At 50.6% G+C, this 16,185-nt stretch carries 13 protein-coding genes and 1 pseudogene; 7 read left to right on the top strand and 7 right to left on the bottom strand.

Translation table 11 applies throughout. The features are described from left to right. Positions 1 to 2: 2 nt before the first annotated feature. Positions 3 to 77: pseudogene (locus ACXAGC_RS07780) on the bottom strand (Ohr subfamily peroxiredoxin); the annotation flags it as partial. Positions 78 to 149: 72 nt separating this feature from the next. After that, positions 150 to 1,793 (bottom strand): methyl-accepting chemotaxis protein, encoded by a 1,644-nt coding sequence (locus ACXAGC_RS07775; RefSeq protein WP_474843857.1) that lies wholly within the window; start codon positions 1,791 to 1,793, stop codon positions 150 to 152. A gap of 268 nt (positions 1,794 to 2,061) precedes the next feature. On the opposite strand from ACXAGC_RS07775, the gene ACXAGC_RS07770 reads away from it, so the two are divergent. Further along, entirely contained in the window at positions 2,062 to 3,348 is a 1,287-nt protein-coding gene (locus ACXAGC_RS07770) for an alginate export family protein (protein WP_474843855.1), read from the top strand. 30 nt (positions 3,349 to 3,378) lie between these two features. Here the strand turns inward: ACXAGC_RS07770 and dld are convergent, their stop codons facing one another. Then, positions 3,379 to 5,073 (bottom strand): D-lactate dehydrogenase, encoded by a 1,695-nt coding sequence (gene dld / locus ACXAGC_RS07765; protein WP_474843853.1) that lies wholly within the window; start codon positions 5,071 to 5,073, stop codon positions 3,379 to 3,381. Positions 5,074 to 5,220: 147 nt separating this feature from the next. Between dld and ACXAGC_RS07760 the strand changes: the two genes are divergently transcribed. Next, complete coding sequence (locus ACXAGC_RS07760; RefSeq protein ID WP_474844150.1) at positions 5,221 to 5,880, top strand: tRNA-uridine aminocarboxypropyltransferase; 660 nt, start codon at positions 5,221 to 5,223, stop codon at positions 5,878 to 5,880. A 69-nt stretch (positions 5,881 to 5,949) separates the two neighbouring features. After that, positions 5,950 to 7,062 carry a hypothetical protein gene (locus ACXAGC_RS07755; protein WP_303573449.1) on the top strand — a complete coding sequence of 371 codons (1,113 nt, stop codon included), beginning with the start codon at positions 5,950 to 5,952 and terminating at the stop codon, positions 7,060 to 7,062. Here the strand turns inward: ACXAGC_RS07755 and ACXAGC_RS07750 are convergent. Continuing rightward, positions 7,051 to 8,031, bottom strand: a complete 981-nt coding sequence (locus ACXAGC_RS07750; RefSeq protein ID WP_474843850.1) for a nucleoside hydrolase — start codon at positions 8,029 to 8,031, stop codon at positions 7,051 to 7,053. The two genes, ACXAGC_RS07755 and ACXAGC_RS07750, sit on opposite strands and share 12 nt — an antisense overlap. Before the next feature lie 182 nt (positions 8,032 to 8,213). Between ACXAGC_RS07750 and ACXAGC_RS07745 the strand changes: the two genes are divergently transcribed. The 4 genes from ACXAGC_RS07745 to uxuA all read left to right on the top strand — a co-directional run bounded on the left by ACXAGC_RS07745 (position 8,214) and on the right by uxuA (position 12,648). Beyond that, on the top strand, positions 8,214 to 8,414 hold the full coding sequence (locus ACXAGC_RS07745) for a DUF1656 domain-containing protein (RefSeq protein WP_119499689.1): 201 nt from the start codon (positions 8,214 to 8,216) through the stop codon (positions 8,412 to 8,414). A gap of 2 nt (positions 8,415 to 8,416) precedes the next feature. Then, positions 8,417 to 9,283 carry an efflux RND transporter periplasmic adaptor subunit gene (locus ACXAGC_RS07740; RefSeq protein ID WP_474843848.1) on the top strand — a complete coding sequence of 289 codons (867 nt, stop codon included), beginning with the start codon at positions 8,417 to 8,419 and terminating at the stop codon, positions 9,281 to 9,283. 5 nt (positions 9,284 to 9,288) lie between these two features. Beyond that, a complete protein-coding gene (locus ACXAGC_RS07735; protein ID WP_474843846.1) occupies positions 9,289 to 11,340 on the top strand; it encodes an FUSC family protein in 2,052 nt (683 codons plus the stop codon). 138 nt (positions 11,341 to 11,478) lie between these two features. Beyond that, complete coding sequence (gene uxuA, locus ACXAGC_RS07730) at positions 11,479 to 12,648, top strand: mannonate dehydratase (protein ID WP_474843844.1); 1,170 nt, start codon at positions 11,479 to 11,481, stop codon at positions 12,646 to 12,648. Here the strand turns inward: uxuA and ACXAGC_RS07725 are convergent. From ACXAGC_RS07725 to nagA, 3 genes are all read right to left on the bottom strand, one after another. After that, positions 12,645 to 13,580, bottom strand: coding sequence for a LysR family transcriptional regulator (locus ACXAGC_RS07725; RefSeq protein ID WP_474843842.1), 936 nt, complete (start codon positions 13,578 to 13,580; stop codon positions 12,645 to 12,647). The genes uxuA and ACXAGC_RS07725 overlap by 4 nt on opposite strands. A gap of 118 nt (positions 13,581 to 13,698) precedes the next feature. Next, the gene (locus ACXAGC_RS07720; RefSeq protein ID WP_474843840.1) at positions 13,699 to 15,021 is read right to left on the bottom strand and encodes a sugar MFS transporter; all 1,323 of its coding nucleotides are present in this window, start codon (positions 15,019 to 15,021) and stop codon (positions 13,699 to 13,701) included. 41 nt (positions 15,022 to 15,062) lie between these two features. Next, positions 15,063 to 16,184, bottom strand: a complete 1,122-nt coding sequence (gene nagA / locus ACXAGC_RS07715) for an N-acetylglucosamine-6-phosphate deacetylase (RefSeq protein WP_474843838.1) — start codon at positions 16,182 to 16,184, stop codon at positions 15,063 to 15,065. Position 16,185: the final 1 nt, after the last annotated feature.

The following is a 16,185-nucleotide window of genomic DNA, read 5'->3' as shown; positions in this document are numbered from 1 at the left end:
TATTATACTACCGTGATGTCCACTTCAATGTTGCCACGGGTAGCATTGGAGTACGGGCACACCTGGTGTGCTTTGTCTGCTTAACAAAACGCTGACGAAGCCCGCCAGCTGGTCACACTCATTGATAAGTTACAGGGCTGTTTTCAGTCCTAAACTTTAAAGCGGTTCACGTTACCGTCGATATTGCGGGATACATCACTGACCCGCTGACTGGCGGCACCGGCCTGTTCAACGGTTGCGATAACCTGCTGACTCAGCGTGTTCAGCGCTGATACGGTTTCATTCAGGTTCATCACTACCTGGCTTTGCTCTTCCGTGGCAGTAGCAATCTGATAGATACGATCGTTGGCACCGGTGACCGACGACGATACTTTATTCAGTTTTTCATTCAGCGACGCTGAAATCTCTACCACTTCCGCCATCTGTGACGAGCCGGACTCAATAGCCGATACAGCCTCAGACACCCCTTTGTTAAGATTCAGCAGCATCTCATTAATGTCTGTGGTGGCCTGTTGGGAACGGTTAGCCAGCGAGCGGACTTCATCAGCAACCACAGCGAAACCGCGACCCTGTTCACCGGCTCTGGCCGCTTCAATTGCCGCGTTCAGTGCCAGCAGGTTGGTTTGTTCAGAAATGCCGCTGATCACATCCAGCAGGGAAGAAATTTGTTGTGTTTCTTTTTCCAGCTTCTGAATCACAGAGCTGGCATGAGTGATCGCCTGCGAGGTTTTGGATACCGTTGCTGCGGAGGTAGAAACGGCTGCCTGGCTATCTGTTGCATCTTCATTGGCAGTGCGGGTATCGCTCAGCGCATCCTGAGTATTGTCGGCAACTTCCTTCAGCGCATAGCTGAGTTCGTTAATTGCGGTAGCAATCTGATCAAGGTTGTCACGTTGCTCATGGGAAATATGTCTTACATCGTCTGACGATGAGCGCATAGAGGTTTCCGCGTCTTTCAGCGACACAGCGTCAGCTTTAATCAGCTTGATAAGCCGTTGAAGGTTGTCCATCAACGCATTAAATGCCAGTGCTACACCGGTGATTTCATCGCGGCCATGTGTACTTAACCGCTGAGTCAGATCACCTTCGCCTTTACTGATTGAATCAAGCACATCGCGCAACATATTAATGCGGCGGGTAATAAGGCGCGGACCGATAATAATACTCACCGCACAGGCAACAACGGCCAGCACCACGGCTATGATCAGATACACGGTTTGCTGGTTGCTGGCTGCAAGACTGTCACGGGTGATTTTGTCCGACTGATTTTTCACTGCCTCGCCAATGCGGTCATAGTTGCCCCGTAAGGCTTCAAACAGTGGCATCCCTTGCTGATGATAAATAGCGGCTGCTTCCCCCACGTTGTTCTGGCGGATTAGTGCCATGACCTGTTGATTCAACTGAACCCAGCTATCAAAATCCTGACGGAACTGCTTTGCCTGATTAACTACGTCAGGATAATCCTTCGTGAGTGAAAGCACTTTGGCCATACGGTCGTTAGCCTGCTGAGCATTCTCTTCGTAATCTTCTATCAGGCTTGCTGTGCCACTGATCCCCAGTTCTTCAGCCAGCATCAAGTCCAGCAGCGCAGAGTGCGCCTGATACAAATCGCGATCTGCGTTCAGTGCCGTACTGATAGATTCTGTGAATGTGGCAGACAGGGTTTCAGTATTGTGCGCCAGTGAGCGGCTGTTAGATATGCTTATGAAACTGACTACCAGAATAAGCAGAGCAACAAAGCTGAGTGGCACTGCCAGCTTTTGACGAACGGTCATATTTTCGAAGTTGAGCATAACGCCTTCTTTATGTGGTGATTGGCAATGTCCAGTTGACAAAGTGTTTTTTCTGATCTCAATTATAAGGCATAGCATCAATCTGTATTAGCATTTCACATTATACTTTATGGTAATCATAAAAATTGTAGTCATACTTTGTATGATTTCAAATACCTAATCTCTCCAAAAGGTGTAGGGCATCTCAGTTTCTCACCATCTATACTTCTTGCATTATATTTCAGGTTCTAATATCTGACCCGGTTCAGATTTCAAAAGGATTAATATTTTGGCCATACGTGAATTTATTCGTCCGGCGCTTATCGCAGCGTTGGGTACTTTACTTGCTCCTCAGGCTCTTGCTCAGGATGTTGAATTTGATTTCAGCGGTTCCTGGAGAATGCGTTACGAAACGTTGAAAAATCCGATTTTTCCGGCCACAGAAGCCCAGCGTACTCAATCCAACGACCGTATTTCTTCACGGGTTTTGTTGAAAGGTGAGGCAAATTACGGAAACTGGAATGCCACCGTGGAAATCCAGGATTCACGGGCATTTTTAGACGATAACGATCCGACGCTGAAATCGTCTCAGGTTAACACCCTTGAACCGCTGCAGTACTTTATCCGCTACAAAGATTTCAACGAGTATGTAAAAGCCATCACCGTTGGCCGTATGGCAGTCGACCATGGCAGTCGCCGTTTGATGGCGAAAGGTGTGTATCGTAATGCCATCAATGCCTTCGACGGTGTGATGGTTGATACCGTCGTCAAAGACTGGGATATCCGCGGATTCTATTTTCTGCCCGTAAGCCGCTTTCCTACTCAATCCCAACTGGTAGAAGACAACAAGCGTGCTTTCGATAAGAGCTTCAGTGAGCGTAAGTACTTTGGTCTGTATGCTGTGTCTCCGGATGAGAAATGGAAGATTCAGAATGTCTGGTTCAAAGAAAGCGACTCTGAAGAACTGGCGACGAAAAACCGCGATCTTTACACCTTGTCTGTGGATTACTCAGAAAGCTTTGCCGGTGACTGGAAAAGCAACATTGAAGTGATTGGGCAAACGGGTACGGCAAGATCGTCTTCATCAGCCAGCGATATTACCGATCTGGATGTGAACGCATGGATGGTGCACGCCCATTTAGGTCAGCAAGTCACAAAGAGCACCTTTTTACGGGCGGAAATTGACTTTGCTACCGGCGACAATGACAGCGCGGACGATGAGATTAACGCCTTTGATGGCCTCTATGGCGTGCGACGTTTTGACTTCGGCCCAACGGATGTGTATCAGGGCTTTCAGCGCAGCAACATTATTGCGCCGGGGTTACGCAGCGTAACCAAAATCGGTGGTGTGCATAACATCATGGTGGGTTATAAAGCCCTGTGGTATCACAAAGTAGAGCAGGGCGAAGAGGACTTCATGGGTAACCAGTTAGAAGTCAGATGGCGTTATCAGGTCATGCCGGAACTGCGTCTTGAGTTTGGCGGTGCCTACTTGATGAAAGGTGATGCCCTTGAGCAGGGTGATTACCCTGATGACTCACAGTTTGCCTACACCGCATTTCTGTATAAGTTCTGAAGCTCCGAAACATAAGTTAACTGTGCATGTTTAACAACATGCACAGTTGCGTTTCGTTTTCTCCATCTGACCGATGCCGGGATTGAACGTATTGGTCGGATCCAGTGAGCGGTAGAAGGCTTTCAGGGTATCTTCTGCATCATATAGATGGCCCACGTTGTGTTCTGCCGGGTATTTGGCTCCGCGGTTATCGAGCAGGGCCAGCATCTCTGCTTTTACCTGCTTTGCCTCAGTACCTTTTTTAAGAATGTAGTCCTGATGGAATACATGACAGAAAAAGTGTCCGTAATAGAGTTTCTTCTCAATTTTTGCGTCAAGCTCTGGCGGTAAGGTTTCTACCCAGTCCATGTCGTTGCGGCGCAGCGCAATATCCAGCGCGAGGATGTCGCCCACCTCTTTTTCGTGCAGTAACTGATAGCGCAGTGCAGCGCCTGCTGCGGCAAACCGGTGCAGGAATGCGGCAGACGCTTCGTCTTGTGAACAGACCATAAAGTTACCGCCATGTTCAGCGGCAAAAAATGATGTCAGAAAAGCTTCTGCTTCTTCAATGCCCTCATCACTCATCTTCAGAATGAGGTGATGCTCATACTGGTTCCGGTACTGCATCAGACTGTCGGGCAGATGATTGGGAAACAGCCTGGCGGCAGATTGCATAATGCGGTCTGAAAGAAACGAAGGCAGCCAGGACTGCTTGTTCAGCAGCGCATCAATGCGGCCCTTTGCTGCAAACATTTTAGGCAGCCTGCCGGTACCCACGTGCTTAACAGCCAGAAAGGTGTCTTTTCCGTAGTCTTTAGCGACATCGAAAATATCACGGTGCATGTACTCTGCGACTTCCGGTAAGTGGGTAAACTCTGCCAGCATCTGCCGGCGCAACTTCGCCAGAAGCGCGGGGTAATTCACGCCAATATAAAAGGTTTGCTCTCTTTCGGGTTTGGCAAAGGTATCGAGCCTTACTGCAAATACCGCGAGCTTGCCGGCGCAACCACTGGCTTCAAAGAGTTTGCCCGGGTCCGCGTTGTAGCGGGCGGGGGTTGAGGCATCCACATCCCGAATGATGTCTGCGTAATCCTGCGCGCTGGCAAACTTACTGTTATCCGTACTGTTCTTATCGAATGTGCCGTTTTCCAGGTTTGTCAGGATCTCTTCCGGCTCTGACCCCAGTTCAATACCGAGGTGATTAACCAGTTGCAACCTGCCATGTTCATTAACCTGCGCATACAAGGCATATTGGGTGTAGGCAGGGCCGCGTTTAATCAGCGCGCCGCCGGAGTTGTTTGCTACACCGCCCACAATGGATGCGCCCAGACAGGATGAACCGATAACGGAATGGGGACTGCGCGAAAGAGGTTTTAACTGATCTTCAAGCTTATGCAGCGTGGCGCCCGGGAAACTGATGACCTGTTTGCCATCCTCAAGCATGATGAGATCATCCATGGCCAGAGTATTTATCACCACGATTTCCCTGTCGTAATCATCGCCGGACGGGGTAGAGCCTTCCGTCAGTCCGGTTTTCGCGGCCTGCATAATAATGATGCAGTTGTTGTTTACGCACACTTCCAGCACGCGCCAGAGTGCAACCAGAGTTTGCGGAAATACCACGGCCAGAGCTTTACCTTGCCCTGAACGCCAGCCGGAACGATAGTGTTCGGTAGCGGCAGGATCTGTAGCGATATGTTCGGGGCTCAGCACAGCTTGCAGTTGCGCAACAACCGGGTGCGACATGAAATAACTCCTTTTGAAAAGCAGGCCTGGAAACCTGGTTGAATATATCGCATTTTTACCATGATGGCTTATCGTATCCGGCGCGCTGGTCGGGTAAACTGCGCGCCTTACCTCTTAACAGTGATTTTGGTTTTGCATAATTCAGTTTTGGCACTGCGTATTCAGGAACTGGCTAAATCAACGCGGCCTTTTGTCACGCGGGGTAGTCGCGTAATACGCTGCGAGGGTTGTCTGCTGCCGGCGGTGCACTGTATTTGCGATGCTGTACCGGAACCTGTGGCTGAAAGCGCCTTTCTGTTTCTGATGTATAAAGGCGAATGCTACAAACCGTCGAATACAGGCCGTTTAATCGCTGATGTGGCTAAGTACAATTATGCCTTTACCTGGTCGCGGACAGAACCTCAGCCAGCGTTGCTGGCGCTGTTAAATGACGAACGCTACATGCCGGTTATTATCTTTCCTCATGAGAATGCAGCACCCGAAAGGCGGTTGTATGACGTGCCTGTGCAGGAAGGTAAAACCCCTTTGTTTATCATGCTCGACGGCACGTGGCGTGAAGCCGGCCGCATGTTCCGTAAAAGTGCGTACTTGCAGTCTTTTCCTGTACTGGGCATTCAGCCTGAAGCGCTGTCAGATTATGCCCTCCGCGAAGCCTCTCACGATTTTCAGCTATGCACGGCAGAAGTAGGCATTGAAGTCCTGAAATTGGCGGGTGAACCACTGGCTGCGGCCAGCCTGAATACGTATTTCAGTCATTTCCGGAAAAATTACATCATGGGTAAACCCCATATGAGTAACCGTACGTAGCAAACAAGGATTCGCCACACCGCATTTTTGTGGCAGACTGAAGTTAATGTCGCTGCATGGAAGAAGTTAATGACGCTATATCGCCCGTTGTTCAAGCATATTCGTAATCATTCTGCGCTTTTCAGCGAAATGTCGCAGTATCGTGATCAGGCCGTTCAGGCCCTTGGGTTAACCCATTACGCGTTTCACAAAACGCCTAAATTTGTCACAGAAGATGGTCGCAGGCTTACTATTGAGCCGGAACGCAGCATCGTATTGCCCAACGTACATCATCTCAAAGGAGTGAAAACCAAACTGGCAGAGCAGGTTGCCGGGCTAAGCATGGTTACTCACAGTGAAATCGGCTACCGCTATCCTACCGCTGCACTGGCTGGCCTGGATGCGCCCTTTATTAAACGGATGCGCTCTGAGTATTTTCACCGGGTGGATGAGGATCGCAGTATTTGCCGGCCGGTTAACTTGTCTTATGGCATTAAAAGCCGGGGTAAAGGCGATAACCGCCAGGAATATGAAGTCTGGATGCCCGATGAAGCACCGGAACAAAGTCCGTTACCTTTATTAATTGACCGCTACGGCGAAGACTTACCCGATGATGTGCGGGACTTTGTTGAACAACCTTCCCGCGTACATGGCTGGATGGGGGTAAAACGGGCGGCCTTTGAAGCCCTCTACCAGAACAAAGCGGTGTGTGGTGATTTAGTGATTTGCGTGGCACTCAGTGTCGATGCTTACAATATCGGCGCACGGCCTGATTTGTCTTATTCACCGGAAGCGGAAAGCTCCATCGCGGTCAGCAATGCTGAACTGGAATGGGAAATTGAGGGATACTACGCGCCACGGGACTGGAAATTCGATCACGATACAGTGTGGAATGCCATCAATCATACCCTTGAGGCCGTAAATGCGCCGCTGAATGATTTGTACGGTCAGGATGCTATCCCCGTAAATGAAAGTAAGACAGAGCGGATTTTATCCACCTTACAATCCTTAGGCGTAACCACAGAAGAGATTGAGAGCATCAATTTACAGCCCTGGGAGTTCATGCTGACAGAAAGTGAGTCGCGGGTAAAAAATCACGATCCCAGCAGAACGGTAAATCTGCTCGGACGCCTGAACCGTTTGTTCTATCAACCCGACAGACAGCTGCCGTCACTGAACTGGATGCATGATTTAATCAGCTGAAGTCAGCATCCGTTCTACGAACCATTGCTTAAATGCGTCACGGTTGGCCCATTCTAAGGCGACGTTAACCTGCGGGCCACTGTCTGCCGGTACAGTAAATCCGTCTGGGGTGACAGATAAATGCATGGGCTCAGCGGGTAGCCAGCTGTGGTCGGGAAGGGCAAGGTACACAGCAACGGCGTCGTACATTACCGAACTGCGGGTTGCCAGATAATCAGCATTTTCCCAGGTAACGAGGCCCGCCCAGATGGGGTAGTTCTCAAAAATGACCTCAAGCTGTTTATCGGTGCTGTTTTTCAGTTGCTGATATTGTTCACCGTCGAAAATCATATCGCCGCAGGTATCAAGAGGCGTAATGGTGAAACTGTGTAAGGGCGCGTGAAGCACTTTCCGGAAGGCCGGCACATTGTTTTGTACGTTGTACTCGGCAGAAGGCTCATCACCGTATCCTTCATAAATACTGCCATGCATGCCCACAACACGCATTTTTGCAGCCAGTTCCGGCGCACGTTCCAGCACGGCAGCAATATTATGCATAGGACCGGCAACAATAATGGTAACGGGATCTGAAGACTGCTTAAGCAATTGAATAATTGCACCGGCTCCGTCTTCGATAATGTCACCCTGGTAATCAGACAGTGCGAAGTCAGCTACCCAGGGCTTGTGAAATTCTGCTTTGCCTTCAAAGCGCTCACCCATTCCAACAGGAATATCTGTTCTTCCTGCTTTTGTCAGAAATTTCGCCGCCACCTGCGCCCGGTACCGGGTATCTTCCGATGCCGTGGTTACCAGTTTCAACTCTAATTCCGGACTTTTTAAGATAAGCGACAGCGCTACCATGTCATCGATATCGCTGCCAATGTCGGTGTCAAAAATTACCGGAACAGGCTCTGCGGCGCGGGTCGTATTACTCAGCGCTGCGGTCATTATGAAAAGCACGGTCAACAAGCGTTTTAACACATAAAACATCAAAAGAATCCTTATCTGAAGAGGGGCGAAGCAAAGGCACTCTGATGATATTACAATACGGGCCATATCACCGTAGAAATTAATCCGCTGCAAACCACCGGATAATCACGATAGGCGAATGATCTTTTCTGCTCTACAATTAATAATCAGATTAAGGACATAGCAAATATTCCGGAGTAACAGTGCTTAGCGAACTTTCCCTTGGCGGCATGCTTTTCAGCCCGATGGTGGTGATGATTCCGCTGGCCTTTCTGTTGTCGTTATTAACCCGTTACGGGTTATATGCCACCGGTTTATATCAAAAATTGTGGAAACCACCCTGGTTCGAGGTCGCGCTGTTTATTTGCTACCTCGCGGCGACGGTGAAGATGTTGGCGGGTTGAACATGGGAAAAGTACTGAGCATCATTGTGACACTTCTGGTTATCGCCGTCGCTGTCTTCTCCGGGCGCTGGGTGTGGGATCATTATCTTTATTCGCCCTGGACACGGGACGGCCGCGTTCAGGCAGATATCATCACTGTTGCACCTGATGTATCCGGCTGGGTAACAGCCCTGCCGGTGAAAGATAATCAGAAAGTACAAAAGGGCGATGTGATATTCCGCATTGATGTGAAACGCAATCAGGCTGCGGTAGACGAGTTAAACGCGCAGGTGCACAGTAAACAACTGGCGCTGGATCTTGCACAGCATGAGTTCACCCGCCGTGAGAAACTCAGAGAGCGTAACAGTATCAGTGCCGAGGAGCTGGAAAGCAGCCGGATCAGTTCCGATATGGCCAAAGCTGCACTGGATGTAGCAAAGGCACAGCTTGCCAGTGCGGAAATCGATCTTGAACGGGCAACCGTGACTGCGCCGGTGAGCGGCCGGGTAGTGAATCTGACCCTCCGGGAAGGAAACTACGTGAATCAGGGCACGCCGGTGCTTTCTGTGGTTGCTGACAATACCCTGTACGTTACCGGTTATTTTGAAGAAACAAAGCTTCCTCTCATTCATGAAGGTCAGAAAGCCACTATTCACCTGATGAGCGGCGGCAAAGCGTTGTCGGGCACAGTATCCAGCATTGGCCACGCTATTGCCGACACCAATACCTCCACAAACAGCCAGTTGCTTCCTGAAGTGCAGCAAACCTTTAACTGGGTGAGACTGGCCCAGCGTGTACCGGTAGACATTAAACTGGATAAGGTGCCGGAAAATACCCGCCTCGTTGCCGGTATGTCGGCGTCGGTCCGGTTAGCCACAGACGGGGAGTAATCTCGTTGCCTGCCTTCCTGGCTGTCTACTTAAGGCCCTCCCGCGCCTCGTTAATATTTGCCCTGAAAGGGGTTATCTCCATGGCGATGGCAATGTACGTGGCTATGTGGATGGACCTGGAGCGACCTTACTGGGCGCTGGTCTCTGCGGTTTTTCTGCAGGTGCGTCCGGAAGCCGGCATGGTGCTGGAAAAAACCGTTTGTCAGATCCTCGGCACCCTCATTGGCGGTGCCTTTGCCATGGTGGTACTGCATCATTTTCATGCCTATTCAGGGATTTCCCTGTTTTGCCTGGCGCTGTGGACCTGGCTGAATTCCGGACTGTCATCACTGGTGCGGCGGGTGAACTTTATTTACTTCTTTGCCATGGCCTGCGTCACACCCTGTATTATTATTCTACTGACCATGGCTACGCCTTCTGCTGTGAGCAGCCAGAGCATTTTTGATATCGCGCAGTCCCGGATCAGTGAGCTTATCGTTGGGTCGGTGTGCGCCATGCTGGTTTCGCTGATTTTATGGCCCCAGCGGGTAGAGAAGGTGCTGGTTGATCATGCCAAAAACACCATTAACCAGACGATGGCTTATCTGTCGGTAGAATTAGATCCTGACGGTTCACACGATGAGCGGCACAAGCACATCGACGATACCCTACAGTCTTTAACGGCGCTGAGTGATGACTCCAGCGCTGTCGTTTTTGAAGGTCCGGACGGTCCGGGGAAATCCCGCGCGGCCACCGTTATCTGTAATAAAATCCTGTCGTTAATTGCCGTGGTACAAATATTCGGCCGGCTGCAACGGAATAATCCGGAATTGCTGTCAGAGAATATGATGTCGCTGCTCACTCAACTGAGAAACGATGTAGGCCTCATCGGCAGCCTGAAAAGTTTCGACGAATGTTATGAGCTGGCACAGAAGCAAAGGCGCAAATGGAGCAAGCTTTTCCAGTCTGACCAGTTGACCACATTAGAATTCCGTTTGTGCCGTACCGCGCAGGAAATGGTAGCAGATTTAGTGGTCATACTCCGTGCTTACCGGGCACTGGAGCGGGGAGAAAAATCCACCCTTAAAGCCTCAGGCATTAAACCTCACCGCGACTGGCTGGTAGCAGTGACCACAGGCTTTCGCACCTGCCTGGTTTTCAGCACCGGCGCATTTTTATGGGTAGGCACCGGTTCACCGGCAGCCATCATGCTGATGATCTTGCCGGTGATATTTTCTATCATGTTCGCCAGACTCGCGCCCGTGGTGGTTACCAGGGCCATTCGCGGTGTGCTCATCGGAGCCTGCTTTGCTATACCTGTTGCCATTTTCTATGCCCTGAACCTGATAGCCGCCAGTAGCGGTGACTTCGCCATTCTGGTGCTTATTTTATCCGGCCCGCTGTTTTTAGGTTTAATGCTGCTGTCGCACCGCGCGTTTCTGCCCTACGGCATCGGCTTTTGCATTCCGTTTGTGATCCTGGTGCAACCGGCTAACGACATGAGCCGTTCACTTTCGGTGGATTACACCACCAGCAGTGCACTGGCGATCCTCAGCGGCGTGATGATTTTATACTGGATATTTAAGTTATTTGCCGGGCCCGGCGCGAACTGGATCCAGTCACGGCTGCTTTCAGTGACCTATCAGGATTTGCTTAAAATTGGCAGTCCCGGTCATGATGAAGACTGGTTCAATGCGCGGATGTGTGACCGGCTTCTGCGACTCACCAGTTACGAGCAAAATATTACTTCAGGTTACCGGACACTAACCGACCTTGGCCTGACAGGCCTGAACCTCGGACATGCTTCTATGCGGATCCAGCGTCTAATGAGTGGTCTGAGTGAACGCTCACTAACTGGTCTTGAACAGGAGTGGCAGCAAGCGCTGGCGGCCTCTTTTCTGGCTGCATCAAAAGGGGATGATACAGACCTTCTTGCACCGGTCAATAAGCGGATTATCGACACTCTCAAAGCGGAAGGTGCGCCGGAAGAAAATCTGGCTCTCATAGACGGTATCTTCACCCGCCTGCATTATTCTTTCCGCCGCACGGCAACCATGATCAAAGAAGCCCGCGCCTAATTCACATATCACCACCAGGTGCCAGATTAAGTTTCATATATAAATATTTTGGTAAGGCCAAATAGGGTTTTTAATTGTCTTTTACTCGCTTATGCAGTAGTCTATAAATAATTGGCATGACCAAATTTGAGGTTGCAGATGATTGAAACATGGCGCTGGTTCGGACCCGGCGACAGCATTACGCTAGAAAAAATCCGCCAGGCAGGCGCGACCGGTATCGTGACATCGCTGCATGATGTGCCCACCGGTGAAGCCTGGCCACTCGAAACCATAAAATCCCGTAAAGCGATGATCGAAGATGCCGGCATGCAGTGGGATGTTATTGAAAGTATTCCTGTGCACAACGACATAAAAAGTCGTACCGGTAATTACCGTGAGCTTATCGAGAATTATAAAACTTCGGTGCGCAATGCCGGCGCTGCCGGTGTCACGACCGTGTGCTACAACTTTATGCCGGTGGTGGACTGGACCCGCACGAATCTGACTTATCAACTTCCTGATAAAAGTTATGCATTGCGCTTCGAATATTCAGACTTCGCTGCTTACGATGTGTTTGTCATGCAGCGTCAGGGAGCAGAGAATGATTATTCTTCTGATCTGCTGAATAAGGCGAAAGCCCGGTTTGATGCCATGTCTGATGCTGAACGGGAATTGCTGGAGAAAAATATCATTGCCGGATTACCCGGTGGTGAAGGCTCTTATAACCGCGAAGGGATCAGAGATACTATTCAGCAATTTATCGATCTCGGCGAAGACGGCTTACGGGCCAGCCTGTTTGAATTCCTTGAAGCCGTCATTCCGGTAGCAGAAGAAGCCGGTGTGAAAATGTGTATTCATCCTGACGATCCGCCGTTTTCTCTTTTTGGCTTGCCCAGAGTGGTGTCTACCCAACAGGATGCAAGGAAGATCCTCGAAGCGGTGCCAAGCCCTGCAAACGGACTCACCATGTGTGCCGGCTCCTACGGTGCCAGAGGCGACAATGACCTTATCGCTATGGTTAATGAGTTTGCAGAGCGGATTTACTTTGTGCATTTACGCAATGTAAAACGGGAAGATGACGGTTCATTTTATGAAGCCGCCCATCTCGACGGTGACAATGATATGGTGGGGCTGGTACAGGCGCTGCTGAAGTGCGAGTCCAGCCTGGGATGCCAAATTCCCATGCGCCCAGACCACGGCCACACATTAAGTGATGAGCAGGGCAAATCGGATTTGAAACCCGGCTATTCCTACCTTGGCCGTCTGAAAGGTCTGGCAGAACTGCGCGGGCTTATTTGCGCCGTGTCCTACATGAATGCAAAGCACTAGTCGATTGCCCAGTACGGCGTATCGCCGTATATCGACAGCATGTAATCAATAAAATGGCGCACGCTAACCGGCGTGTGCTGTGATTTCGGATAAACAAAGTGAATATCCTGCGGCGACTTGCGGATAGCCGGTTTAAACGCATCCAGTACAGGGATCAGTTTTCCTTCCCGCACACTCTCTCCAACCAGCCAGTCCGGGAATAAAACCAGTCCCATTCCTTCCCGCGCAGCCGTCAGCAGCGCCTCCGCATTGTTAGACGTCATCAGCGGTACAAATTGTTGTTGTGTCCAGCCCGAATCAGGCTCGTGGAAAAACCAGGGGTTAGTCCCGCTGAAACCTTTATACACCAGACACCGGTGCTGTTTTAAATCAGCAGGGGATGTCAGCGGTGTATTGTTCTTAAGATAAGCCGGTGATGCCGCCAGAAAGTAACGCTGTTCGCAGATTTTTCTTGCCCGCAGGGAAGAGTCCGGCAGGGCACCTATACGGATAATCACATCGGCGTCACCTGCATGAGGATCGATAAACGCATCTGTTAACGTAAGCTCAACCTGTACATCCGGGAACAGTTCGGAAAATTCCGCCAGAAACGGGGCAACATGATGTTGTCCGAATTGAACCGGTGCGTTAATTCTCAGTATGCCACCGGGTTCGCCATCGAAGTCCTGTAAATGCTGCTGCATTTCCATCAATGACTTTTCAATTTCTGATGTATAGCGAAAGAATATCTTTCCCTGCTCGGTGGGAGCAAGTGAACGGGTATTGCGATAAAACAGCGGCTGTCCCGTGGCATCTTCCAGTTGCTGAATGGCTCTTGAAACCAGAGACGGTGAAACCCCTTCCTGCCTGGCGACGGCTGACAAACTGCGGGCTTCATAAACCGCGATGAATAGCTTAAGAGTTCGGAGTGTGACTTGATTCAATAAATTCATTTATGCGTAATATGCAAAAATTTTCTCTGAATTATCGTGTTTTTCGCAAATTTAGCAATGGTTAAAATACACTTTTTCAGGAGAAAGGTGCGGAGCCTTCCAGCTCCGCATCAATAAGTTACCAGTGCTTTATACGGCAACCTTTCAGCGCATAGAACAGAATGAACGCGTAGCAGGGAATGGTCATCCAATAAGCATTCAGAACACCGTATGCATCAGCAATCGCGCCGAAAACCATTGGCAATACTGCGCCACCGGCAATACCCATGATCAACAGGGCTGAACCACGGGCAGTGAATTTACCCAGACCTTCCAGTGCCAGTGGCCACACCGCTGGCCAGACAATGGCATTGGCCAGGCCAAGAAGAGCAATACAGGCGAGTGGATCGGGCAGCGTGGTGACACCGGTCCAGCCCCAGATAACGGCAGAAATACTGTCACTGGCAGGGTCAGTAAACGGAATGGCAACCGCGAGTAACATGCCCAGTACAGCTGACAGGGTTAGTAACTGATGTTGGGTTAATACCCGCGGGATCAGTACCAGTCCCAGGGTGTAACCTATCACCATAAAGAACATGGTATAGGACGTCAGCCCCAATGCGCCTTCCACGCCAAGCTCAGAACCGGCAAGCCCGATAGTGTCACCGGCAATGACCTCTACGCCCACATAGAAAAACAACGCCGCCACACCCAGCACCAGTTGGGGAAACTGCAAAATAGAGCCGTTCCTCATACCGCTGGCATCAAGGCTTTCATCTTCTTTGTCTAAATCCAGCTCAGGCAATCCGGAAAAACGCAGTGCTACCGCCAGCAACATCAGCGCAACGGCCATGCCGATATAAGGTGTTACCAGGCTGTCAGCCAGAGACTGAATTTGTGCAGCCCGTTCTGCTTCAGGTAAAGCGGCAATACTCTGCGCTGTTACGCCAGAGAAATCCCCCAGTACCAATGCGGTAAATACCACCGGTGCCAGCCAGCCTGCGCCTTTATTCAGCAGGCCCATAATTGAGATACGGGCTGCAGCGGTTTCAGAAGGCCCGATTTTTACCAGATAAGGGTTTGATGCCGTTTGAAGAATAGTCAGTCCTGAACCCACAATAAATTGTGCGGTGATAAACAGGGCAAAGGTTTGAGTTTCTGCAGCCGGCACAAACAAAAAGCAACCGGCGGCTATCATTACCAGACCCAGCGACATGGCATTGCGGTAACCGGTTTTATTCAACACAAACGACATGGGCAGAGCCATGACGACGTACGCAATATAAAAGCTGAATGCAATCAGCAGTGCTTCCATGCCCGATAACTGACAGACAATTTGCAGAAAAGGGATCAGTGCACCGTTCAGCCAGGTAATGAAACCAAACACAAAGAACAAGGTGCCGATTATGGCCATGGGCAGCAAAACTGCGCTGCCGGAAGAAGAGGTTTTACCTGTTGTCATTATTATTTCCTTCAGATTAAAAGGGACGGGCCCTGCAAGCCTTACGACATGCAAACCCCGTTACGCCAGACGCGCTGAACCTGCAAGGCGTCGTTTACCGTTATCCAGTTGGCCTGCGAGCCGGTTTGTAATGTGCCGATACTTGATGAAAGCCCAAGAAAATTTGCCGGTGTTGAAGTGGCCATTTTCAGTGTACTTTCCAGCGCAATGTTCAAATCAAAACGGGTATGCTGAATGGCTTCTTCCATGGTCAGCACCGAACCGGCCAGAGTGCCGTCTGCTAGTTTCAGCGTTGGTCCCTGACGCAGCACCTTAATGCCCTGATACATAAAGTGGTCAGCATCGCTGGCCGCCGGGGCCATGGCATCGGTCACCAGCATCAGCTTGTCGTCACCTTTCAGGCGGATAGCCAGAGTGGCACTTACCGGGTGCACATGCTGATGATCAACAATCAGTCCGCAATACACATCATCACGGTATAACGCGCTGCCTACCACGCCGGGTTCCCGGCTGGTAAGGGCAGACATGGCATTGTAAAGGTGTGTTGCGCCGGTTGCGCCGGCATCAAAGGCTTTAAAACAGGTGTCTGCATCTGCGTTGGTGTGACCGGCTGATACAATCACTCCGGCGTCCACCAGACGGGTGATGTCTTCAGGAGATACGGTTTCCGGTGCAACGGTAAGCAATACCCGGCCTAAGTCTTTGCGGGTAAAAAGGGCAAATTCGTCGTCACTCAGGGGGCGGATATGCGCAGCGCTGTGCATGCCCTTTTTCGCAGCAGACAGGTGCGGGCCTTCAAAGTGAACGCCCGGAATGGCGGCAGGGTCGGCCTTATGCGCTTCAGCTATAGCATCCGCACCGGCAGACATGACGGCAATATCGTCTGTGATCAGCGTAGGCATAATACTGCCTGTACCGGTAGTCAGGTACGCACGTGACATCTGCAACAACGAATCTGCCACCGGCGCTTCATTAAACTGCACACCGCCGCCACCATTAACCTGAACATCTACCATGGCCGGCATGATCAGGCCATCCAGTACATCGTGTTGCCCCGGCTCAGCATCAGGTGTCACCGACGCAATGCGCCCGTTTTCCACCGTGAATACCACGTTGCTTTGCAGGCGGTAGCCATCAAAAAATTGTGAAGCAAAATAACCCATG

Source organism: Alteromonas sp. AWJ4_197, assembly GCF_056160285.1.
This window is presented reverse-complemented; position numbering and strand designations above follow the sequence as displayed.